Origin of the sequence: Flavobacterium sp., from assembly GCF_039595935.1 — a bacterium.
Taxonomy (GTDB): domain Bacteria; phylum Bacteroidota; class Bacteroidia; order Flavobacteriales; family Flavobacteriaceae; genus Flavobacterium.
Map to the genome: position 1 here is coordinate 3,140,611 of NZ_JBCNKR010000006.1, position 24,021 is coordinate 3,164,631.

Sequence of the window (24,021 nt, forward strand, 5' to 3'; positions counted from 1 at the left end):
AAAACATGAAAAACTTAAAAATAGCTTTATCCCTATTAATACTAATAAGTATTACTAGCTGTGATGATTTCCTTTCGGAAAAACCAGATAACAGAACAGAAATTGACACGCCTGAAAAAATTTCAGAATTGTTAGTTGAAGCCTATCCGCAAATGAGTTATTTTGATATTGCTGAAACAATGTCGGATAATGTTTTTGACAGTGGAATGGTTCAGACTCTTATAAAAAATGAGCAGAACTATAACTGGGAAATGCAGACAGAAACTACAGATATAGATACTCAGGCTTACTATTGGGATGCATGTTACAGAGCTATTGCTCACGCTAATAAAGCATTAGAAGCAATCGAAGACTTAGGAAGCCCTGCAAGTTTAAATCCACAAAAAGGAGAAGCATTAATGGCAAGAGCATATTCTCATTTTATGCTGGTTTCATTTTGGTCAAAACGTTATAATCCGGCTACAGCTTCTACAGATTTAGGAGTTCCGTACGTTACAAAACCGGAAACAGAATTGATCACAAAATACAAAAGAAACACAGTAAGAGAAGTTTTTGATTTTATTGAAAAAGATATTGAAGACGGTTTAAAATTAGTTACTAATAACTACAAACAACCAAAATTCCACTTCAATGTAAACGCATCAAAAGCTTTTGCCAGCCGTTTTTATTTAGTAAAAGGAGATTGGGACAGAGTTATAGAGTTATCAGCAGATTTAGGTTCTAAACCAGTAGGAAAATTAAGAGACTTTCCATCTTATGATTTATTAAGTGCTGTAGATCAGAGATTAGCTTATGCAGATAGTAATGCCGAAACAAACTTATTAATCGTTTCAGCAAATTCAATCGTGAGCAGATCTTACTATTCAAACCGTTTTTATCTTTCAGGAGCAAGATACCCAGAGATTTTTGGTACAGCAACAAGCCCATACCTAAAACCTTGGTATTATAATTTCTATTCATCAAACAGCAGTATAACGGTATTTATGCCTAAATTTTATGAATATTTCAAATATTCGAATGTAACAGCAGGAATTGGGGATCCATATGTTGCAGAAGTTTTATTAAGTAACGACGAGTTTTTCTTAAACAGAATCGAAGCTCACGTTATGAAAGGAGATATCGCACTTGCAAATGATGAATTAGATTATTTCTTATCAACAAGAACTGTTGGGTATGTTGCTGCTGATAAATTAACAGAAGCAAAAGTTGTAGCAAAATATCCTGTAATTGCAGATGAATTCACACCATTTTATACGTTAACACCAGTGCAGACATCTTACATTAAAGCAATTGCAGAAACAAGAAGAAGAGATTTTGTACACGAAGGAATGAGATGGTTTGATGTAAAACGTTTCAACATAGTTGTCAACCACGAAACAGCAAACAAACCAGTAAATACTTTAGTAAAAGACGACAACAGAAGAGCATTACAAATTCCGTTGCATGCATCAAACACTGGAGTTGAATTAAATCCTAGATAATCTTAAAAATTAAAAACTTATGAAACTATTCAAATACAATAAATTTGCTTTTATGGCTATGGTTTCTGCAGCTCTAATTTCGTGTGCAAGCGATGATCAGCCGGGAGAAAGTCAATTAGATTTTACACAGCCAACAAAAACTGCTCTTGATAACTGGATTACAACTACTTATTTGAATCCTTACAATATCAATGTACAATACAAATGGAACCAAAATACAGTCGATAACAGCCGTTATTTGTTTCCGCCAACAGTAGATAAAGTAAAACCGGCACTAGAAATCGTTGAAGAAATCTGGCTGAAAAGCTACTCAACAATTGGAGGAGCAGATTTTGTTAAAAAAATTGCGCCAAGAGAAATTGTTTTAGTTGGAGGAGTAAACTTAAACAGCGTAGGAACAAGAACTTTAGGTCTTGCCGAAGGCGGACAAAGAGTAACATTGTTTGAAACAGATTATATTGATAAATCTGATCGTGATAATGTTTCTGAATTTATCCATACCATTCAGCACGAGTACATCCATATCTTAAATCAAAATAAACCTTTTGATGAGAAATCGTGGGCAGCAGTAACTCCTGTAGGATATACTGCAGACTGGTATAACTATGATATTCCGGAATCTAACGAAATCGGATTTATTACAAGTTACGCCAGATCAAATATTAATGAGGATTTTGCTGAAACAGCTTCAATGATTTTAATTTATACAAAAGCACAATATGAGGAATTTTTAGACGGAATTCAAAGCCCTTTTGCTTATCAGGCATTGAAAACAAAAGAAGCTCTTGTAGTGAAATATTTCAAAGAAGCATTCAATATGGATTTTTATGCTTTAAGAGACGAAGCTGAGAAAAACACAACAAGTGTAATAAACAACTAAAAGAAGTATCATGAAAATAAAAAACATATTTAAGTATTTATTTGCAGCTATTCTGATACTGCATTTAAGCGCCTGTAATGATAATACAGATGCTGAACAATTATTTAATGAAACGCCAACTGAACGTTTAAACGCTCAGAAATCTGAACTAAGCGAAGCTTTACTTTCTTCTCAATTTGGATGGAAAGCAGTTTATTTTACAGATAATACAGTTTTAGGAGGATATACACACTTATTTAAGTTTGCTCAGGACGGAACTGTAGAAATGGCTTCAGATTTTGATGCTGATACTAACGTTTACGAAAGTGAATATGCGATTCAGTTAGGAAGTACTGTAAGTTTGACATTTACAACAAAAAACAGAATTCACCTTTTATCAGAATCTGATAATTATCCAATTCCGGCATTAAGAGCAAAAGGATATTTAGGAGATTTTCAGTTTTTATACTACGGACAAGAAAATGGCGAAATCATTTTTAAAGCAAACAGAAACGGAACTGAAATTCGTTTTGTAAAAGCAACTGCAGATGACTGGACAAATTTGTCTCAAAATCTGGTAATGGAACAAAACGTTATTGGAAGCGAAGAAAGACCACTTTTCAGATTATTAGAGACAACTGACGGAACAACTACACATCAATTTGATTTTTCTTTTAGTGAAGTAACTCGTTTTGCAGAGTCAAATTCTATCGAAAGCGGTTATTCGGTAAGCTATAATTTAGGAGTAGGATATTCTCCAACCGGAATTGTAGTAAGCCCGGCTGTAGAAGTAGGAGGACAGAAGCTGACAACATTTGTATACAATGATGCTGACGGAAGTTTTACTGCAACCGGAACAGGCGGAGTTAAAGCAACAATTAAATATTCTAGTAAACCATTAATTCTAACAGACGATTACAAGAATTTCTTAGATGCTAAACCTCAAATGGTTTTAGGATATATTGCTGCCAACCTGTATACAGCGCCAACTACTTCAACATTAGCTAAATCATTGTTAGATGAAGTAAATGCAACATTACCTGCAAACCAAAAAATAAGCAGAGTTCAAATTTATTTCAACTCTCCTTACGGTAATTACATTGAATATCGTTTTTCTGGCGGAAAACCAAGTTTGTACCACAACTTTACCACAAGCGCTGATGATACAAATAAAACCATTTTGTTTACTCATGATTCATGGGATAATGGTGCGGCGTATATTCCGGCTCCGGCATTCCTGAAAAATCTTGACGATCAGTTTTTCAACGCTGCTGGTCTTTACATTAAGAAAGAATCATTTAAAATTACCTATTCTAACACCGTTTACACGCTTACAAGCGCTGCAAGTAACTTTAGAATCACAACATATCAATTATAGTAATTTTTAGTTTTAATTTTTATTTTGGAGGAAGCAGCTCATTCATTTGAGCTGTTTTTTTCTATTAAGACTTAAAGTGGTTTCTAAAATAGAATTATTCATGAAAAAATATATAACATCGACAAACATTGTTTTCCTTTTATGGGGTTTAGTCCTTCTGGTATTATCATGGTTTTTTCCAGAATATGTTACAGGTTATTTAATTCTCTCTATTTCAATAATGATTCCATTAGCAATTATTAAAATGATAAAAATGAGAAGAGAAGATAAAATCAACGGCACAACATTATTTAAAGAAGCAATTTATAGAATGCTATTTATGTCGGCAGTTCTTATCATGATATTTTATATTACAAAGCAAAATCACGTATAAAAATTTAGTTTTATTTATTTTGAGGAAAGCAGTTCAATTTTTTTATTGAGCTGTTTTTTTTTATTTCTGATAAAAGAAAATTACTTACGTTTTTTACAATTCAAATTTTATTAAATGCCCAAATACTCTATATTTGTAATTCAAAAAATAAAAACGAATACCTTAATATGAAATTACTAGAAGGAAAAGTAGCAATCATTACTGGCGCCAGCCGCGGAATTGGTAAAGGAATTGCAGAAGTTTTTGCTAAACACGGAGCAAACGTAGCATTTACATATAGTTCATCTGCTGCATCTGCAGAAGCACTTGAAGCAGAATTAAATGCTTTAGGAGTAAAAGCAAAAGGTTACCAATCTAACGCAGCTGATTTTAATGAAGCGCAGACTTTTGTTGACGCTGTTTTAGCTGATTTTGGAACAGTTGATATTTTGATTAACAATGCCGGAATCACAAAAGACAACTTATTAATGCGTATGTCTGAAGCTGATTTTGACCAGGTTATTGATGTTAACTTGAAATCTGTTTTCAATATGACAAAAGCAATCCAAAAAACTTTCTTAAAACAACGTGCAGGTTCTATTATCAATATTAGTTCAGTAGTTGGGGTTTCTGGAAATGCAGGTCAGACAAATTACGCAGCTTCAAAAGCAGGAGCAATTGGTTTTACAAAATCTGTAGCTCTTGAATTAGGGTCTCGTAACATTCGCTGCAACGCAATCGCACCAGGTTTCATCGAAACTGAAATGACGGCAAAATTATCAGAAGATGTAGTAAAAGGATGGAGAGAAGGTATTCCGTTGAAACGCGGCGGAAGCCCGGAAGATGTAGCAAACGCTTGTCTTTTCTTAGCTTCAGACATGAGTGCATACGTTACAGGACAAGTTCTAAATGTTTGTGGAGGAATGCTTACCTAATAAGTTGATTGTTGATGGTTTTTAGTTTATAGTTAACAACCATAAACCATAAACTAACAACCAAAAACTAAAAATAAATATGACTACAAACACAATTTTATTATTATTACTTTCTTTAGTAATAGCAGGTGGTTTGTCGTACTTTCAATATTTTTACAAAGCCAAAAACAAATCAAATCTGATTTGGTTTTTGGCTTTTTTACGTTTTCTTGCCATCTTTGGGTTATTGGTTTTATTGATAAATCCGATAATATCTAAAAGTTCTCTTGAAATTACCAAAACGCCATTAGCAATTGCGGTAGATAATTCAAGTTCGATAACAGCTTTAAAATCAGATAAAAAAGTAGTTGAGTTATATCAAAAACTGATTTCAAATCCGGCATTAAAAGAAAAATTCGAAATTCAGTCTTATCAGTTCGACGACGAATTCAAAACTTCAGATAAATTTGATTTCAAAGGAAAACAAACTAATCTGGATGAAGTTGCCAGGAATTTAAAAAGCATCAACAAAAACCTGACTTTCCCAACCGTAATTATTACCGATGGAAATCAAACTACAGGAAACGACTACGTTTACAGATTCGATCCTGCTAATAAAGTTTATCCTTTGGTTGTAGGAGATACAACCACGTTTTTTGATTTAAAAATAAATCAGCTAAACGTAAACAAATACGCCTTTCATAAAAATAAATTTCCGGTAGAAGTTTTTCTGCAATATGCCGGAGACAAACCTACAACTGCTGATTTTACAATCTCACAAGGAAATTCTATTGTAGCAAAAGAAAAAGTTTCATTTTCACCATCCAAAAAAACAGCTTCTTTAAATTTACTTTTACCAGCTGATAAAGTAGGACTGCAGATTTTTAGAGCCAATATTTCATCTGGATCAAAAGAAAAAAACAGCTACAATAACATCAAAAATTTTGCAGTCGAAATCATCGATCAAAAATCAATAATAGCAATAGTTTCTGCGATAAATCATCCTGATATTGCAGCTTTAAAACGCTCAATTGAAATTAATGCACAGCGTAAAGTGATTTTGGTTAAACCAAATGATATCAATCAATTACAAGAAGCTTCTGTTCTGGTTTTGTATCAGCCGACATTTGCTTTCAAACCCATTTTTGACAACAACAAAATTGCAGGAAGAAACACCTTAATCATAACAGGAAACAGTACCGATTTTAATTTTTTAAATCAGCAGCAAAACAATCTGATTTTCAAAATGAGCGGACAGATCGAAGATTATTTATCAGAATTTCAACCGCAGTTTAATCTGTTTGCTATTGATAATATTGGTTTTGAAAATTTCCCGCCATTACAAAATGCATTCGGAACCATTTCTACAAACGGAAATGTATCGGTTTTACTTTCTTCAAAAATCAGAAATGTTTCTACAAATGCGCCTTTATTGGCATTCGCCGAAAACCAAGGCAAACGAACTGCTTTTCTTTTAGGAGAAAACAGCTGGAAATGGCGTTTGCAAAGTCATATTGATAATCAGTCATTTGAAAAATATGATGTTTTTGTAGACAAAATAATTCAGTATTTAGCAACATCGGCTTCAAAAAAATCTTTGGTAGTTTCACATGAAAGTTTTTATAATTCTGGAGAAGAAATTGTGATCAACGCACAGTATTTCAACAAGAATTATGAGTTCGACGAAAAAGCAAGATTAACAATCACAGTTACAAATGCTGAAACCAAGCAGGTTAAAAATTACGATTTATTAAAAGGAAACAATTCATTCTCAGTAAATTTAGAAGGATTAACAGCCGGAAAATATAATTTTACAGTAAAAGAATTAAATTCAAATACATCATATTCAAGCCATTTTGAAATTTTAGATTTTGATATCGAAAAACAATTCGTAAATCCGGATGTTTTGAAATTGAAGCAATTAGCGTTACAAACCAACGGAAAAGCCTATTTTGAAAATCAGGCAGATGATTTGATTAATACACTTTTAGAAAACAAAGAATACAAATCAATAGAGAAAAACGTTTCTACAAAAACGCCAATAATTGATTGGGTTTGGTTATTGATCTTAATTGCGGCTTTATTGACAACAGAATGGTTTGTTAGAAAATATAATGGGCTTTTGTAATGTTAATCTATAAAGTCCCTAAGGGACAAAATGAGCATAAAATATTGATTTTGCTACCGATATTTAATCTCTACGAGATTTTTTTCGTTATATGGTTTGCTAATTTTTTCATTACATGTTTTTGCTATTTCATGAAATAAAATTCTATCAAGAATTCTACATAAAAAAAACTCCGTTAGGAGTTTCATATCGGTAGAAAAAAATATGACCACCAAATAAATTTGTCCCGTAGGGGACTAACTATACTAAATTTAATTTCGTGTAAATTCGTGAAATCAGTGTTTCACATTAAATAATAATATGGATTTCAGGCTAAAAGTATTTTATACCGTTGCGCTCCGTCTTAATTTTACTAAGGCTGCAAGTGAATTGTATATTACACAGCCGGCAGTTTCAAAACACATTCAGGAACTCGAAGAAACCTATAAAACCAAACTCTTTGAACGAAACGGTTCTAAAATTGCCTTAACTCCGGCCGGAGAAATTCTGCTAAAACATACTAAAGAAATCTTCGAAATTTACCGAGAAATCGATTTTGAAATGAGCTCTTTTATCAGCGAACGTCAAGGTTTACTGCGGTTAGGAGCAAGTACGACAATTTCCCAATATATCATTTCTCCCGTTTTGGCACGTTTTCATCAAAAGCAAAAAGACATAAAAGTCAATTTGTTAAATGGAAATACAGAACAAATTGAAAATGCTTTGATCAATAAAGAAATCGAAATTGGCATTGTCGAAGGACAGTCAAAAAATCAATCCATAAAATATATTCCGTTTTTAAAAGACGAATTGGTTTTAGTCTGTAACAGTAAAAATCCGTTTGTAAAGCAAAATGAGATTTCGTTAAACGATTTAAAATCAATGAAATTTATAACACGTGAACGTGGTTCCGGAACACTTGAAGTTATAGAATTTGCATTGAAAAACGCAGGTTTAAAATTTTCAGATTTACAAATCGAAATGCAGTTAGGAAGCACGGAAAGTATAAAATCCTATCTTTTGAATTCGGATTGTTTTGCGTTTATGTCGATTCATGCTGTAAGTAAAGAATTGAAAAACAAAGAATTGATTGTTTTAGATGTCGAAAAATTATCTGTAGAAAGATACTTTTATATTATTACTTTATTAGGAAAATCAGACCCTTTATCAGAATTGTTTATTCAAAACATTGCCAATCATTATAACTTGAAGTTATAGCCGATTGTATTTTGCGATTGGCGATTTCCATTTAATCGTTGCAACTTTGCAGAGTAAATATCAATTACTCTATTTTGAAAACAAAACAACAAACCACTTCACAATTATTTGAAATTAATCATTTTCTGCAGCAATTCATTTTCGCAGTCATAATAATATTGTGTTTATTTTCGATAATTTCGCCGCCAGCAGCCTTATTACTTGGCGTTATAATGGTAAATGTTTTTGGGAATCCATTTTTAGAATTCAACCATAAAGCCGTTACATTTTTATTACAGTTTTCAGTAGTAGGTTTAGGTTTCGGAATGAATGCTTCAAACGCGTTTTCTGCCGGAAAAGAAGGTTTCGCTCTAACTGTTTTTTCAATTTTCAGTACAATAACTTTCGGTTTTCTTTTAGGAAAATGGTTAAAAACCGAGAGAAAAACATCGCACTTAATCTCATGCGGAACTGCAATTTGCGGCGGAAGTGCGATCGCAGCAATTTCTCCTGTAATAAAATCAAATGAAAACCAGACATCAATTGCTTTAGGCGTTATTTTTATTCTCAACTCAATTGCACTTTTTGTCTTTCCTTTTATTGGCCATCAGCTGGGTTTATCTCAAAAAGATTTCGGATTATGGTGTGCAATTGCCATTCACGATACAAGTTCTGTTGTTGGCGCGGCCAATAAATACGGCGCAGAAGCTTTGCAGATTGCCACAACCGTAAAACTAGCAAGAGCTTTATGGATAATTCCAATTTCGCTTTTAACAGCAGTTGTTTTCAAAAATAAAAACTCCAAAATCAAAATTCCGTATTTTATTGGTTTGTTTGTTTTAGCCATGCTTATAAATTCTTATGTTCCGCAAGTTGGTGTTTTTACGCCGCATATTGTAAACCTAGCTAAAATAGGATTAACTATAACACTGTTTTTAATTGGTGCGACTTTAAATGTAAATACTTTAAAATCAGTAGGAGTAAAGCCTTTACTGCAAGGTGTTTTTCTTTGGATATTTATCGCAGGATTAAGCTTGTCTGCTATTATTTATCTGGCTTAGATTATTTTACGTTTGTGAATTTTACGATTGGTTTATCAATCATTTTATATGATTTTCCTTTAAACGAAAAACGTCTTTCAATTTCAAAATTGAAGGACTTTTTTGTTTTTGCCATTGCTGCAATTTCATCTGGGATTGGCGCTTCAAATTCATCATTTGCTTGTGCTGCTTTATCAAAAGAGCCCTTTGTTTTGATGATTATATCTCTAAAATGCTTTTTAGTGTTATCGTTAACAACCGTGTAAAATCCTGAAATATTTATGCTTGCGACATTTGTAAGTTGATATTGAGGAACTTCTAATATTGATTGATATTTGCCTTCAAATCCGGCTACAAGATAAAGATATCCTTCAAAAGGTCCGCCAGCGCCTCCGTTAACATGCAATAAAGTAAAAGCAAACTGATCTTCGCCAATTTCCACAAGTTTGGGTTTTGGTGCCTGTGAGAAAGCGCCAAATGCTGCAACTGCGGGCTGAAAAGATCTCATTTCCCAGATATTTCCGTTTTTGGCAAATTTTGCTACGCCTATTAGACCGCCGGAAAAACGTCCGGTTTGTAAACCATCCGCATCATAATAAGAATGATTAAAAAATAATAATTTAAACTGGTTTTCTTTAGAATCAGAATAATCAATATTAGCCAGAAGTCTGGTTGCAACGCCGCTTCCGTAAGGAAATAACTGATCGCCTTCGACTTCGTTCACATCAGTAAAAGAAGAAGGTTTGCAAGATTTGCAATTCCAGCTTATAAAAGTATTATGGTCAGAAAGATTATAAATTTTTCCTGGAAACAATTTCTGCATTGTTTTTACTCCATCAAACGGATCGGAAATTTTAAGAACTCTTTTCGGGTTTAAAATAGTATCGCTTACGTTTTTTAACTGAATATCTTCAACTTGTCCATAAGATATTGATACGAAAAGCAGGGAAAAAATAGAAATTTTAATCAAAAATTTAAGGCGCATATTTGTAAGATTTAATGTCTTAACAAACATACGAAGAAAAAAATCGAACTTAAGCTTATATCTAATATATGCTTTAAAAAATTATAATAATTAAATTAAAATAATCTTAAAGGCATGTCTTTTAAATTATCTTTAAATAAGGTAACTTTGCCTTCCAAATACAAATACAAATGAAAAACTTCAAAATGAGACCAAGGTTAATTACATTCTTCGTATTAATCATTGGTTTTTTTACCCTGTCATGGGGAATTGTTGGCCATGAAAGAATCAACAAAGCAGCCGTAATGGCATTACCACAACAACTTCAGGTATTTTTTTACAATCACATTGATTTTATTACACAAGAAGCTTCTGTTCCGGACATTCGTAAATATGCTTTAAATTATAAAGAAGAAGGTCCGAGACATTATTTTGACATGGAAAACTTCGGTGCAGCTGATACTTATCCGCAGACATTAGAAGAAGCAAAGCAAAAATACGATGCTAAATTTTTAAGCGATAACGGAATTTTGCCATGGTATATTGAAGATATGATGGCAAAGTTAACTAACGCTTTTAAAAATAAAAACAGAGCAGAAATTTTATTTCTTGCTGCAGATTTAGGTCATTATATTGGTGATGCACACATGCCTTTGCATACTTCTGCTAATCACGACGGACAATTGACTGATCAAAAAGGAATTCATTCTCTTTGGGAAAGCAGACTTCCTGAATTATTTGTTAAAAACTATAAATTAAATGTTCCTCAGGCGCATTATTATGAAGATGTTCATAAAGCCATTTGGGATATGATTAATGATACACACAGTTTAGCTCAGCCATTATTGGATATTGACAAAAAGTTAAGAACAGCAACACCTCAAAATCAGGTTTTTGTACTTGATGCAAATGGTAACGTAACGAAAACAAAATACAATACGGCTGTTTTCTCTGATGATTATGCTAAAAAACTACACGAACAATTGAACGGAATGGTTGAAAGCCAAATGAGAAAAGCTATTGAAGCTACAGCAAGTTTTTGGTACACTGCGTGGGTAAATGCAGGAAAACCAGATTTAAGTGATTTAGATTCTTCTGCCGTTACACAAAGAAACAATCAGGCTTTAAGAGACGATTTGATCTTATACAAAAATGGAAATTTATTCGGAATGAAAAATCAAAACGATTAATTTTCATTTCACTTTAATAAACAAAAGCCTCAAGTTCACAGAATTTGAGGCTTTTTTAATATGCTTATTTTATTTTGGCATAAAGCTTATCTTTTTTTAAGTCTTTGAATTGATATTCTTTTTCTTTTAATACATACGAAGCTGACTGATAGTAGGATATAGTTTCGTTTACTAAATCTTTGTTTACTGTTTTCAGCGGAATTTCATCATAATGTATTTGATATTCAGGAGAAATACCTGCTTCAGGTTTTAATTTTAATTGAAACTGTTTTATTTGTTGCTTTGGAGATAAAATTGTCAAAACATTATCTTTTATTAAACCTAAATCCTGATAAGTAGCGATAAAAGCTCTTGATTTATAAGAAGGTTTAAAAACATCCTGACCATAAAATTTGCTGTTGTAATCAAAATGCAGTAAACCGAAAAGCGTAGGCATAAGATCAATTTGCGACATTAATTTATTAAACTTTTCAGGTTTTTCATTAGGCATATAAATAAAAGCCGGAATTCTGTATTTATCCAGCGGAAGTTCCGTTTTTCCAGCACTTGAAGCGCAGTGATCAGCAACAATTACAAAAACCGTGTTATTAAACCAAGGCTGTTTGCGAGCCATATCAAAAAACTTTCTAAGAGCATAATCAGTATATTTTACGCCGCCGTCACGGGATTTAATATCGCCCGGAATATCAATTTTATTATTCGGATACGTAAACGGTCTGTGATTACTTACCGTCATAATATGATTAAAGAATGGTTTCTTCTGTTTGGCTTCGCCATTCATTATCTTGATCGCTTTATTGTACATGTCTTCATCACAAACGCCCCAAACATTAGAAAAAGTAATTTCTTCTGGAGAAAAACTCGATTTGTCGACAATTTCGTAACCGTTGCCAGTATAAAAATCCTGCATATTATCAAAAAAAGCATCTCCGCCGTACATAAATTTCACATTATAACCTTTGTCTTTAAAAACGGCTCCTGTAGAAAATTTGTTTTTATTATCATCTCTTTTTACCACACTTTCTCCCGCAGTTGGCGGAATACATAAAGTTACAGCTTCAAGTCCGCGCACCGTACGGTTTCCGGCTGCGTACAAATTCGTAAACTGAAGACTTTTTTGAGATAAACTGTCTAAAAACGGCGTTATGTTATTTTCATTTCCATACGTTTTCATGAAATCGGCACTTAAACTTTCTATGGTAATTAAAACAACATTTTTATGGTTTTCTACAGAATCATTAGAGATTTTCTGCATTGTATTTTCTCCCGAAATAGCAGGAAACTGTTTCTGTAAAATAGCAAAAGCTTCCTGATTTGGCATGGTTTTATAAAATTTAAAATAGTCTAATTTACTGTTTTCAAAAGCCAGAAAAAATTTGTACAAACCATTAGACTGCAGTTCATTTACAAACACATTTTTTGAATTTTCTGTTTTGGCTAAACTAGGAATAGCAAAAAGTGATACTATAAATAAAAGACTGTAAAAAACAGATATCTGGATTTTTTCATTAAAAGAAGGAATTTGATCAATATAATTCTTAGATCTTTTTATAATGAAATACGAAGCAATACCACTCACAAGAAACAGTGCTGAAAATATTGGAATTACCGGATAAGACTGCATAATATTACCAATAACTTCATTGGTATAAATAAGATAATTTACAGCAATAAAATTATATTTTACACCAAATTCATTCCAGAAAAAATATTCGCTTAAACCGTTTTGGAGAATCAGCAAAACGTATAAAAATATCACAAAAGAAAAAAGCCAGAATCTAAACTTTGTTCGCCATTCTGGCAGAAAAAGAAAAAGGGTAAAAAGGGCAGTTTTTAAACCGATAAATATTAAAACAATTCGGGGTAAAGCGCCTCCATATTCATCAAAAATGCTTTTTCCTGATAAAACATATAAAAAAGCAGCGATTAAAAATCCCAAAATAATATAACCAGACGGTTTATTGTATTTTGAATTTGATAAGAAAATAAGGTACAGCCAAAGAAAAGCCGAGGCAATTACAAAAACAAAAAAATCTGAGATCAGTCCTAAACCAAAAATCTTTAAGCTTTCGAGGAAACTAAAAGAACTCTGCGTTATAGGATGGAATAATAATACAATTCTAAGCATCAAACTTATTGAAAAATAGAATATTGCAAGATTATAAAAAGGCGAAAGTTTTTTGTAAAAAGTCATGGTGTTTATTTTTTACAAAATTAATTTCGAATTATGAATGCCAGATTAAGTTAGGCTTTTACCTTGCTTAGCTTAAACTTAATCTTTGCTTAAGAAGTAGTGATTTGATCTATTGATGTGATTTTAAGTCATTTCTGAGCTTTAAATTTCTATCTTTGAAGAATAAAAGAGATACAAATCTTGGAGTAAAAATAAACGATATGCATATTTTAATTGTTGAAGACGAACTGGGAATTGTTCAGTTTTTAGAACAAGGACTTCGCGAAGAAGGCTATTTGGTTACAACGGCAAATGATGGTTCAAAAGGTTTTGAATTAGTTCAAAATCATAAATTTGATTTGATTTTACTTGATTGGATGCTGCCTAAAATTAACGGACTTGATTTATGCAAAGCAATTAGAATTAAAGACAGCAAAACCCCAATTATTTTTTTAACCGCAAAAGATACAGTTCAGGAAACTATCGAAGGACTCAAAGCCGGGGCCAATGATTATATCAAAAAGCCATTTAGTTTTGAAGAACTGGTTGAAAGAATTAAAGTGCATTTTCGTCATAAAGGAGGAACAGAAAAGCTTACTTTAGGTACCATAACAATTGATCTTTCTAAACATATTGTTTTAAAAAATGACGAAGAAATTGCTCTAACGCAAAGAGAATTTGAATTACTGACGTATTTAATTAGAAATAAAGGAAAAGTATGCACCCGAAACCAAATTTTAAAAGATGTTTGGGAAATTAATTTTGAATACGATACCGGTGTTATTGATGTTTTTATGAATGCTATTCGTAAAAAACTCAACCTGAAAATTGAAGAAGATTATATAAAAACCATAAGAAGCGTAGGTTATATTGCTAACGAATTATAAATGAATCCACTTTCCTTTAAAAACAGAATTGCCTTAAATTATATCATAACGACCGGACTTCTTATTCTGATTGTGTTTTCGGTTATATATTCTATTGTAAAACATACCGTTTACAGTCATATCGATGAAAAAATCAAAGTAGAAATTCAAAATCATTTAGACGAAATCAAAGTCGAAAACGGAAAAGTGATTCTTATTGATGAAGAAGAATGGGATGAACGTGAACACAATACAGTAGATGTAAACCCGGTATTTGTTGAGTTTTTGGATTTAAATAAAAAAATTATTGAAAAAGCGCCTAATTTAAAAACCCAAACGCTCGAATTTCATGATTCGGTTATGAATAATCAGCTTTTTGATACCAAAATGGGAGATCATGCCATTCGTCAGATTCAGGTTGAACTAAATGTGCAAAACAAGAAATTTGGATATATAATCATAGCAATGTCATTAGCTGATTCAAAAATGGTTTTAAATAACCTTTTTGATATTATGAGTTTATCTTTTCTGGGTATTTTAATCTTATTGTTTTTTATTGCCCGTTTTTTTGCCGGCAGAAGTATTAAACCGATAAATGCAATAATAAACACTTCAGAAGTTATTACAAAAGACAATTTAAAAGCCAGGATTCCTCTGCCCAGAACACGTGACGAATTGTATACACTTTCTGATACCATAAATAATTTATTAAACAGAATTGAAGACGCTATAGAACGTGAAAAACAGTTTACATCTGACGCTTCGCATGAGTTAAGAACGCCTCTAACAGTCATTAAAGGAACACTTGAAGTGCTTATTCGTAAACCCAGAGATAATAAGGAATACGAAGATAAAATTAACTATTGTATTAATGAAGTAGATCATTTGAATATGCTCGTAGATCAGCTATTGACAATGGCAAGATTTGAGAATCAAAAACAGCAGGTTAACGAAGAAACGGTGTATTTAAATTCGGTAATTTTAGACGTTCTGACTTTAAATTCAGAGAAAATTAAAGCCAAAAACCTAAACGTAAAATTTGATGCCGGAACTAATTTTTACATTCAATCTGATAATTTTTTAGTAATAACCATATTTAGAAATATTATTTCAAATGCTGTTAAATATACAAATGCGGGTGAAGAAATATCAATTCTTCTTTTTAAAGAAGGTGCCAGTATAATTTGTAAAATTTCAGACAAAGGAATTGGTATTGCAAAAGCTGATTTAGAAATGATTTTCAATCCGTTTTTTAGAGCAAATCATACGAATCATCCTGAAATTAAAGGCGTTGGTTTAGGATTGTCTATTGTAAAAAGAATTACTGAACTGCTTCATATTAAGTTTAAAATCGAAAGCGAAATAGGACAGGGAACAACCGTAACTTTAGGATTTAATGAGGATTTGAAAACGTTATCGTAAATTGAAAATTTTCAATAGAAAAGCGGCTTCATATTTTTTTTAACAATAAACTATCGTTAAGTTATATTAAAAATTGCTTTTTTATGAAATTAACTAGTATATTTGCATCCGAATCAAAGAATTATAAAACAAACCAAACAATGATTTCAAATCAATTACATCATCATCATTTACATTATTGCTCTCAAGCGATGTGTTAATGGTATGCGTGTAAATCATCATATTTTAAAACCCGTTTGAGTACATCAAACGGGTTTTTTTATACCAATTCTTTGTACTCAAACTATTAATCAAACAACAACTAAAAAATGAGTACTTTAAAAATTGCAATTCAAAAATCTGGTCGTTTAAACGAAGACAGTATTCAAATCCTGAAAGATTGTGGTATTTCAATTAACAACGGAATCGATCAGTTAAAAGCCGAAGCTTCAAATTTTCCTCTTGAAGTTCTATACCTTAGAAATTCAGATATTCCGCAATACTTAATCGACGGAGTAGTAGATTTAGCTATTGTTGGCGACAACCTTTTGGTAGAAAAAGGAAAAAATATCGAAGTCGTACAGCGATTAGGATTCTCTAAATGTAAAGTTTCAGTAGCGGTTCCTAAAACATTTGAATACAATTCAATACAAGATTTGGCAAATCTGCGAATCGCAACTTCTTACCCAAACACGGTAACCGAATATTTCAGCTCTTTCGGACTTACAGTTGATATTCACCAAATTTCAGGTTCTGTAGAAATTGCACCAAATATAGGTCTTGCAGATGCTATAGTTGATATCGTGTCAAGCGGAAGTACTTTATTCAAAAATAACCTGAAAGAAGTTGAAGTTATTCTGAAAAGTGAGGCAGTTTTGGCAGTTTCTCCTAAAGTTTCTCCTGAAATTCAAAAACACATTGACACGTTAAAATTCAGAATTCAGTCTGTTTTAAGAGCAAGAAATTCAAAGTATATTTTAATGAATATTCCAAATGAGAAAATCGACGCAGTTGGAAAAATCCTTCCAGTTTTAAGAAGCTTAACCGTTCTGCCATTAGCTCAGGAAGGCTGGAGCAGTGTGCACTCTGTAATTGACAAAGACACTTTTTGGGATGTAATCGACCAATTAAAAGAAGTAGGAGCAGAAGGAATTTTAGTTTGCCCAATTGAGAAAATGGTTCTTTAAAGTGCTTCGCACGCTTTAGGCAGTAAGCAATAGGCTTTAAGCTTTAAGCATGAAGAACATCAAATTTCAATTGAAGACAACAGCTTTGCGAACTTAATATTTTTCAATATAAAGAAGAGAAAAAAGCCTTGCGAACTTTGCGTTAAAAAAACACAACGATAATAAAGCCTAATGCCTACAGCTTATAGCCTAAAGCAAAAAAAAGCATAAAAATATGAATAAAATAAACAATCCAAAACCAGATACATGGTCTGAAATATTAAAAAGACCAACCCAAACTATTGATGATATTGAAGTTACAGTAAAAGAAATCTTCAAAGAAGTTCAGAAAAAAGGAGATGAAGCTGTGGCAAAATATACTTCAATTTTTGATGGAATTTCGTTAGAAAATTATCAGGTAACCGAAGAAGAAATAAAAGAAGCAATTAGTTTGATTCCGAATGAATTAAAAGAATCAATTCAGTTAGCAAAAAATAATATTTATAAATTTCACAGCGCTCAGAAAACTAACAAAATTGAAGTTGAAACGATCGATGGTGTAAACTGCTGGCAGGAAAAAAGACCAATTCAAAAAATTGGATTGTATATTCCGGGCGGAACAGCGCCTTTATTTTCAACCGTTTTAATGCTGGCGGTTCCTGCAGAAATTGCGGGCTGTAAAGAAATTGTATTGTGTTCTCCGCCAGATAAAAAAGGAAAAATAAATCCAGCGATTTTATACGCAGCAAATTTATGCGGAGTAACAAAAATCTTAAAAGTTGGAGGGATTCAGGCCATTGCCGGAATGACATTTGGAACGCAGTCAATTCCAAAAGTATATAAGATTTTCGGACCAGGAAATCAATTTGTGACGGTGGCAAAACAATTGGCAACGCAATTTGGAGTGGCAATCGATATGCCGGCCGGCCCATCAGAATTATTAATTGTGGCTGATGATACTGCAGTTCCGGCTTTTGTAGCTTCGGATTTATTATCGCAGGCAGAACACGGAACAGATAGTCAGGTAATTTTAGTTTCTACTTCAAAAAAACTAATTGATGATGTTGAGAAAGAAATCCAATCACAGTTAGAAGTACTGCCAAGAAAAGCAATCGCTGAAAAAGCAATCGAAAATTCGAAATTAATTTATGTTGAAAATGATCAGATTGCTTTAGATTTAATCAATGAATATGGTCCTGAACACTTTATAATCTGTTCAGAATACGATGATTTCTACTGCAATGGAATTGTAAATGCGGGTTCAGTTTTTATCGGAAATTATACTCCAGAAAGTGCGGGAGATTATGCCTCAGGAACCAATCATACTCTGCCAACAAATGGTTATGCGAAGAATTACAGCGGTGTAAACTTAGATAGTTTCATGAAATCAATGACGTTTCAGAAAATTTCTAAAGAAGGAATTCAAAATATTGGAAAAGCTATAGAATTGATGGCTGAAGCCGAAGGATTACGAGCGCATAAAAATGCAGTAACCTTAAGATTGAAGAGTTTAAAATAAAAGACAAAGAAAGATGAAAGAGGCAAGAACCAAGATTTTAATAAAGTCTTTCTTCTTGAATCTTGTTTCTTTCTTCTTAAAAAATAAAAAAATGAAATTCGATATAAATACAATAACACGTGAAAACGTAAAATCTTTAAAACCGTATTCTTCTGCGAGAGATGAGTTTGAGGATTTTGACACAGCCGATATGATTTTTCTGGATGCCAACGAAAATCCATATCAAAATGGTGTGAATCGTTATCCGGATCCGCAGCAGAATTCAGTTAAAGCTATTTTAGCCAAAAACAATAATACGAAACAAAGCCAGATTTTGTTAGGAAACGGAAGTGATGAAGTTTTAGATTTACTTTTCAGGGCTTTCTGCGAACCTAAAAAAGACAATATTATTTCGCTTCCGCCAACATACGGAATGTATGGTGTTTTGGCAAACATCAACGCTGTTGAAAACAGAGAAGTTTTGCTGACAAATGATTTTCAGCCACAAGTTGAAAGGATTTTAGAAACAGTTGACGAGAATACAAAAATCATTTTTTTATGTTCGCCAAATAACCCAACAGGAAATTCTTTTTCAGATGAAAGTGTGGTGAAGCTGCTTCAAAACTTTAAAGGTTTAGTTGTAATTGATGAAGCCTATATTGATTTTTCGGATAAAGAAAGCTGGCTGACAGAAATTGATGAATATCCGAATTTAGTAATTACGCAGACACTTTCAAAAGCCTACGGTTTAGCTGGAATTCGTTTAGGAATTTGCTATGCATCTGAAGAAGTAATTTCGGTTTTAAATAAAATTAAACCGCCTTATAACGTAAACGAATTAACGCAGCAAAAAGCTAAGGAGCGTTTAAAAGATTCAGATAAAATAAAACAAGAAATAGCTTCTATTATTGAGCAAAGAGAAGAATTGCTTAAAGTGTTACTTGAAGTAGATTTTGTTGAGAAAGTATATCCCACAGAAGCTAATTTTATCTTGGCAAAAGTAGATGATGCGAATAAAAGATACGATCAATTAATCGAAAAGGGAATCGTTATTCGCAACAGAACAACACAGCCTTTATGTGAAAATTGCCTTCGTTTTACAATTGGAACAAAAGAAGAAAATACGGTTGTAATTAGAGAATTGAAATTATTGAACTAGAAATTATTAGCCACAGATTAGAAAGATTAAAATGATTTCTTTCTGTGCGTGATTTTTAGCCACGAATTAAATTAGAGGAATTCGTGAATTTGTGGCTAAAAAAAATCATATTAATCTATGAAATCTGCGGCAAAACAAAAAAATATGAAAAAAGTACTTTTTATCGATCGTGACGGAACGATTGTTTTAGAACCTGAAAACTACCAATTGGACAGTTTGGATAAACTGGAATTTTATCCGAAAGCTTTTCAATATCTGGCTAAAATTGCTAATGAATTAGATTATGAACTGGCAATGGTAACCAATCAGGACGGATTAGGAACAGATAGTTTTCCAGAAGATACCTTTTGGCCAACCCAAAATTTTATTCTAAAAGCATTTGAAAACGAAGGAGTTGTTTTTGATGAAATCTTCGTCGATAGAACTTTTCCGGAAGAAAACGCGCCAACACGAAAACCGAGAACTGGAATGCTGACTAAATACTTGAATAATCCAGAATATGATTTAGCAAATTCTTTTGTTTTAGGAGATCGTTTGACAGATGTAGAACTGGCTAAAAATTTGGGTGCAAAAGCTATTTTTATGAACAATACGGATGGAATTGGAAGCAATGAAATTTCATCAAAACGTGAAGAATTAAACGAGACAATCGTTTTACAAACAATGGATTGGAAGAAAATCTATGAGTTTTTAAAATTAGAAGCGCGTTCAGCCTCAATTACAAGAAAAACGAATGAAACGGATATTTACATCAATCTAAATCTTGACGGAACTGGAAAAAGCAAAATAGACACTGGAATTGCTTTTTTTGACCACATGTTAGACCAAATCTCACGTCATGGTCAAATGGACTTAGAAATCACTGTAAAAGGCGATTTAGAAGTCGATGAACACCACACAATCGAAGATACTGCAATTGCTTTAGGTGAAGTTTTTGCAAAAGCGTTAGGAAATAAATTAGGAATTGAGCGTTACGGATTCTGCTTGCCAATGGATGATTGTTTAGCGCAAGCTGCAATTGATTTTGGAGGAAGAAACTGGCTGATTTGGGAAACGGAATTCAAGCGTGAAATGGTTGGGAAAATGCCAACTGAAATGTTTTATCATTTCTTTAAATCATTTACAGACGGAGCAAAAGCCAACTTAAATATCAAAGCAGAAGGAATTAACGAGCATCACAAAATTGAAGCGATCTTCAAAGCTTTCGCGAAAGCCATAAAAGTAGCCGTAAAAAGAGATACCGAAAAAATGATTTTGCCTTCGACGAAAGGAATGCTTTAAAGTTTATGGTTGTTGGTTGATAGTTGTTAGCCATCAACCAATAACCATCAACCAACAACTAAATAGAATGAAAATAGTAATTATAAATTACGGAGCAGGAAATATTCAAAGCATTATGTTTGCTATTGAAAGGCTGGGGTTTAAAGCCATTTTAAGTAATGACCGTGAAGAAATTAAATCGGCTGATAAAGTTATTTTTCCTGGCGTTGGTGAGGCGAGTTCGGCAATGACAAAACTTCGTGAAAGCGGTTTGGATAACCTAATTCCGAATTTGAAACAGCCTGTTTTAGGAATTTGTCTTGGAATGCAGTTAATGTGTAATAAAACCGAAGAAGGAAATACCAAAGGTTTAGGAATTTTTGACGTTGATGTTTTGAAATTTTCCAACAACGTAAAAGTGCCTCAAATGGGATGGAATCAGATTTATGATTTGAAAACCGATTTATTTAAAGATGTTTCTGAAAATGAATTTATGTATTTAGTTCATAGTTTTTACGCACCAAATTGCGAATTTGCTGTAGCAAAAACCAATTATGATGTTGAATACGCATCTGCATTGCAAAAAAACAATTTCTACGGAACACAATTTCATCCAGAAAAAAGCGGGGATGTTGGGGAAAAGATTCTGAGGAACTTTCTTAAATTAAATTCCAAAATTTAAATTCCAAAGTCCAATTTTAAATATCAAAATTCAAAAATTCAATAAAAATATTAATCGATTTTGGAGAATCAAAAATCTAAAATCGTTTATCTAAAATCTAAAATTAAATGCGAATAATACCAGCCATAGATATCATTGAAGGAAAATGCGTTCGTTTGTCCAAAGGTGATTATGATACCAAGATAATTTACAATGAAAACCCGCTTGAAGTGGCGAAATCATTTGAAGCGCACGGAATTGAATATCTGCATTTAGTAGATTTAGACGGTGCAAAATCAAGCAAAATTGTCAACTATAAGATTTTGGAACAAATTGCAACGCAAACAAGTCTGAAAATTGATTTCGGTGGCGGATTAAAATCAGATGATGATTTGAGAATTGCTTTTGAAAGCGGTGCCAACCAAATTACCGGCGGAAGTATTGCTGTAAAAAACAGAACCATTTTCGAAAAATGGATTTCAGAATATGGTTCAGAAAAAATCATTTTAGGCGCTGATGCAAAAGATGAAAAAATAGCGGTTTCGGGTTGGCTAGAAGAGTCAAATGAAGATTTAGTTCCGTTTATTCAGGATTATCAATCGAAAGGAATGCAGTATGTTATTTGTACAGATATTGCAAAAGACGGAATGTTGCAAGGGCCAAGTTTTGACTTGTACAGTAAAATTTTAGCAAAAGCAAAAGGCGTAAAACTAATCGCTTCCGGCGGAATTTCAACTTTTGACGAATTACCAAAATTAGCAGAATTAGGCTGTGAAGGAACTATTATCGGAAAAGCAATTTACGAAGGAAGAATTACATTAAAGCAACTTGAAAACTATATTTTAAATAAATAGATATTCCGCAAAGTTGCACAAAGCAAAACGCAAAGATTCACAAAATTTTGCGTAGCTCTGAGAATCTTTGCGAATCTCTGTGAAACAACAAATAAAAATGCTTGCAAAAAGAATAATACCTTGTTTAGATATAAAAAACGGAAGAACGGTAAAAGGCGTTAATTTCGTTGACTTGCGCGATGCCGGTGATCCTGTAGAATTGGCAGAAATCTATTCGGCTGAAGGTGCAGATGAATTGGTTTTCTTGGATATTTCGGCAACCGAAGAAAGACGCAAAACACTTGTAAATATGGTGCGAAGTGTGGCGGAAAAAATCAATATTCCGTTTACAGTTGGCGGCGGAATTTCATCCGTGGAAGATGTTGATATTCTGCTGAATAACGGAGCAGATAAAGTTTCTATCAATTCATCAGCAGTAAAAAATCCGCAATTGATAAACGATTTGGCGCAGAAATTTGGAAGTCAATGCGTTGTAGTTGCAATCGACGCCAAACAAATTGACGGACAATGGATTGTGCATTTAGTTGGTGGAAAAGTACCAACTGAATTAAACTTATTTGATTGGGCCGTTGAAGTTGCGGAACGCGGTGCAGGAGAAATTCTTTTCACTTCAATGGATAACGACGGAACTAAAAACGGATTTGCAAATGAAGCTTTGGCAAAACTTTCAGAATTAGTAAATATTCCAATTATTGCTTCGGGCGGTGCAGGAAATATACAGCATTTCGTAGATTCGTTTCAAAAAGGAAAAGCAGATGCGGCATTGGCAGCGAGTGTTTTTCACTTTAAAGAAATTGAGATAAAAGCTTTGAAGCAGGAATTGAGAGGGAATGGAATTGAAGTGAGATTGTAAAAGAAGAAAGAGACAAGAAGAAAGAGAAGATTTAATCTAAAATAACAAGAATTCAGAGAATCTAAAATCTGAACTCTAAAATCTAAAATTAAAATGGATATCGATATCAAAAGCGCACACGGATTGATTCCGGCGATAATTCAAGACTCAGAAACTAAAAACGTTTTGATGTTGGGTTATATGAACGAAGAATCGCTTCAAAAAACAATAGAAACTCAAAAAGTAACTTTCTTTAGCCGTTCAAAACAAAGACTTTGGACGAAAGGCGAGGAGAGTGGAAACTTTTTAAAGTTAGTAAGTATAAAAAATGACTGCGACGGCGATACGCTTTTAATTCAGGCAGAACCTGTTGGGCCAACTTGTCATACAGGTGCAGATACATGCTGGCAGGAACCAAATGAGGCGAATTATGGTTTTATTTCTCATTTAGAAAATACGATTAAAACACGTAGAGAAAATGCTGATTCTGAGAAAAGTTACGTTGCTTCTTTATTCGAAAAAGGAATCAATAAAATTGCACAAAAAGTTGGTGAAGAAGCGGTAGAAGTAGTTATTGAAGCAAAAGATGATAACGACGATTTATTCCTTAGCGAAAGCGCTGATTTGTTATTTCATTATTTGATTTTATTACAAGCAAAAGGATATCAG

Annotated in this window: 21 protein-coding genes; 19 read left to right on the forward strand and 2 right to left on the reverse strand. The window is 32.8% G+C overall.

Annotated features, from left to right (window positions below):
* The first annotated feature begins 5 nt into the window (after window positions 1-5).
* The 8 genes from ABDW27_RS23480 to ABDW27_RS23515 all read left to right on the forward strand — a co-directional run bounded on the left by ABDW27_RS23480 (window position 6) and on the right by ABDW27_RS23515 (window position 9,349).
* The gene (locus tag ABDW27_RS23480; RefSeq protein ID WP_343698107.1) at window positions 6-1,481 is read left to right on the forward strand and encodes a RagB/SusD family nutrient uptake outer membrane protein; all 1,476 of its coding nucleotides are present in this window, start codon (window positions 6-8) and stop codon (window positions 1,479-1,481) included.
* Window positions 1,482-1,500: 19 nt separating this feature from the next.
* Window positions 1,501-2,361 (forward strand): substrate import-associated zinc metallohydrolase lipoprotein, encoded by an 861-nt coding sequence (locus tag ABDW27_RS23485; RefSeq protein WP_343698108.1) that lies wholly within the window; start codon window positions 1,501-1,503, stop codon window positions 2,359-2,361.
* A gap of 10 nt (window positions 2,362-2,371) precedes the next feature.
* The gene (locus ABDW27_RS23490) at window positions 2,372-3,718 is read left to right on the forward strand and encodes a DUF4302 domain-containing protein (protein WP_343698109.1); all 1,347 of its coding nucleotides are present in this window, start codon (window positions 2,372-2,374) and stop codon (window positions 3,716-3,718) included.
* A gap of 100 nt (window positions 3,719-3,818) precedes the next feature.
* Entirely contained in the window at window positions 3,819-4,091 is a 273-nt protein-coding gene (locus ABDW27_RS23495; protein WP_343698110.1) for a hypothetical protein, read from the forward strand.
* 167 nt (window positions 4,092-4,258) lie between these two features.
* On the forward strand, window positions 4,259-5,005 hold the full coding sequence (gene fabG, locus ABDW27_RS23500) for a 3-oxoacyl-[acyl-carrier-protein] reductase (RefSeq protein WP_343698111.1): 747 nt from the start codon (window positions 4,259-4,261) through the stop codon (window positions 5,003-5,005).
* Between the two features lie 79 nt (window positions 5,006-5,084).
* A complete protein-coding gene (locus tag ABDW27_RS23505; RefSeq protein WP_343698112.1) occupies window positions 5,085-7,112 on the forward strand; it encodes a hypothetical protein in 2,028 nt (675 codons plus the stop codon).
* Window positions 7,113-7,412: 300 nt separating this feature from the next.
* Window positions 7,413-8,309, forward strand: coding sequence for a LysR family transcriptional regulator (locus ABDW27_RS23510; protein WP_343698113.1), 897 nt, complete (start codon window positions 7,413-7,415; stop codon window positions 8,307-8,309).
* Between the two features lie 74 nt (window positions 8,310-8,383).
* Window positions 8,384-9,349: a putative sulfate exporter family transporter gene (locus tag ABDW27_RS23515; RefSeq protein ID WP_343698114.1), complete on the forward strand. Its 966-nt coding sequence runs from the start codon at window positions 8,384-8,386 to the stop codon at window positions 9,347-9,349.
* A gap of 1 nt (window position 9,350) precedes the next feature.
* Here the strand turns inward: ABDW27_RS23515 and ABDW27_RS23520 are convergent, their stop codons facing one another.
* Window positions 9,351-10,313, reverse strand: a complete 963-nt coding sequence (locus tag ABDW27_RS23520) for a hypothetical protein (protein WP_343698115.1) — start codon at window positions 10,311-10,313, stop codon at window positions 9,351-9,353.
* Window positions 10,314-10,483: 170 nt separating this feature from the next.
* On the opposite strand from ABDW27_RS23520, the gene ABDW27_RS23525 reads away from it, so the two are divergent.
* Window positions 10,484-11,482 carry a zinc dependent phospholipase C family protein gene (locus ABDW27_RS23525; protein ID WP_343698116.1) on the forward strand — a complete coding sequence of 333 codons (999 nt, stop codon included), beginning with the start codon at window positions 10,484-10,486 and terminating at the stop codon, window positions 11,480-11,482.
* Window positions 11,483-11,546: 64 nt separating this feature from the next.
* On the opposite strand, the gene ABDW27_RS23530 is transcribed toward ABDW27_RS23525, so the two are convergent.
* Window positions 11,547-13,676 (reverse strand): sulfatase-like hydrolase/transferase, encoded by a 2,130-nt coding sequence (locus ABDW27_RS23530; RefSeq protein WP_343698117.1) that lies wholly within the window; start codon window positions 13,674-13,676, stop codon window positions 11,547-11,549.
* A 200-nt stretch (window positions 13,677-13,876) separates the two neighbouring features.
* Here ABDW27_RS23530 and ABDW27_RS23535 point away from each other — a divergent pair, with 200 nt between their 5' ends.
* The 10 genes from ABDW27_RS23535 to hisIE form a co-directional block, all read left to right on the forward strand.
* Complete coding sequence (locus tag ABDW27_RS23535; protein ID WP_343698150.1) at window positions 13,877-14,542, forward strand: response regulator transcription factor; 666 nt, start codon at window positions 13,877-13,879, stop codon at window positions 14,540-14,542.
* A complete protein-coding gene (locus ABDW27_RS23540) occupies window positions 14,543-15,943 on the forward strand; it encodes a HAMP domain-containing sensor histidine kinase (RefSeq protein ID WP_343698118.1) in 1,401 nt (466 codons plus the stop codon).
* 308 nt (window positions 15,944-16,251) lie between these two features.
* Entirely contained in the window at window positions 16,252-17,109 is an 858-nt protein-coding gene (gene hisG / locus ABDW27_RS23545; protein ID WP_343698119.1) for an ATP phosphoribosyltransferase, read from the forward strand.
* Between the two features lie 214 nt (window positions 17,110-17,323).
* The gene (gene hisD, locus ABDW27_RS23550) at window positions 17,324-18,607 is read left to right on the forward strand and encodes a histidinol dehydrogenase (protein WP_343698120.1); all 1,284 of its coding nucleotides are present in this window, start codon (window positions 17,324-17,326) and stop codon (window positions 18,605-18,607) included.
* A gap of 91 nt (window positions 18,608-18,698) precedes the next feature.
* Complete coding sequence (hisC, locus tag ABDW27_RS23555) at window positions 18,699-19,745, forward strand: histidinol-phosphate transaminase (protein ID WP_343698121.1); 1,047 nt, start codon at window positions 18,699-18,701, stop codon at window positions 19,743-19,745.
* A gap of 144 nt (window positions 19,746-19,889) precedes the next feature.
* Window positions 19,890-21,026: a bifunctional histidinol-phosphatase/imidazoleglycerol-phosphate dehydratase HisB gene (gene hisB / locus ABDW27_RS23560; RefSeq protein ID WP_343698122.1), complete on the forward strand. Its 1,137-nt coding sequence runs from the start codon at window positions 19,890-19,892 to the stop codon at window positions 21,024-21,026.
* 67 nt (window positions 21,027-21,093) lie between these two features.
* Entirely contained in the window at window positions 21,094-21,687 is a 594-nt protein-coding gene (gene hisH / locus ABDW27_RS23565; protein ID WP_343698123.1) for an imidazole glycerol phosphate synthase subunit HisH, read from the forward strand.
* 107 nt (window positions 21,688-21,794) lie between these two features.
* Entirely contained in the window at window positions 21,795-22,520 is a 726-nt protein-coding gene (gene hisA, locus ABDW27_RS23570; RefSeq protein ID WP_343698124.1) for a 1-(5-phosphoribosyl)-5-[(5-phosphoribosylamino)methylideneamino]imidazole-4-carboxamide isomerase, read from the forward strand.
* A 97-nt stretch (window positions 22,521-22,617) separates the two neighbouring features.
* Window positions 22,618-23,373 carry an imidazole glycerol phosphate synthase subunit HisF gene (gene hisF, locus ABDW27_RS23575; protein WP_343698125.1) on the forward strand — a complete coding sequence of 252 codons (756 nt, stop codon included), beginning with the start codon at window positions 22,618-22,620 and terminating at the stop codon, window positions 23,371-23,373.
* Between the two features lie 87 nt (window positions 23,374-23,460).
* Window positions 23,461-24,021, forward strand: a 561-nt coding sequence (gene hisIE, locus ABDW27_RS23580; RefSeq protein ID WP_343698151.1) for a bifunctional phosphoribosyl-AMP cyclohydrolase/phosphoribosyl-ATP diphosphatase HisIE, incomplete at its 3' end; no start/stop codon positions are given.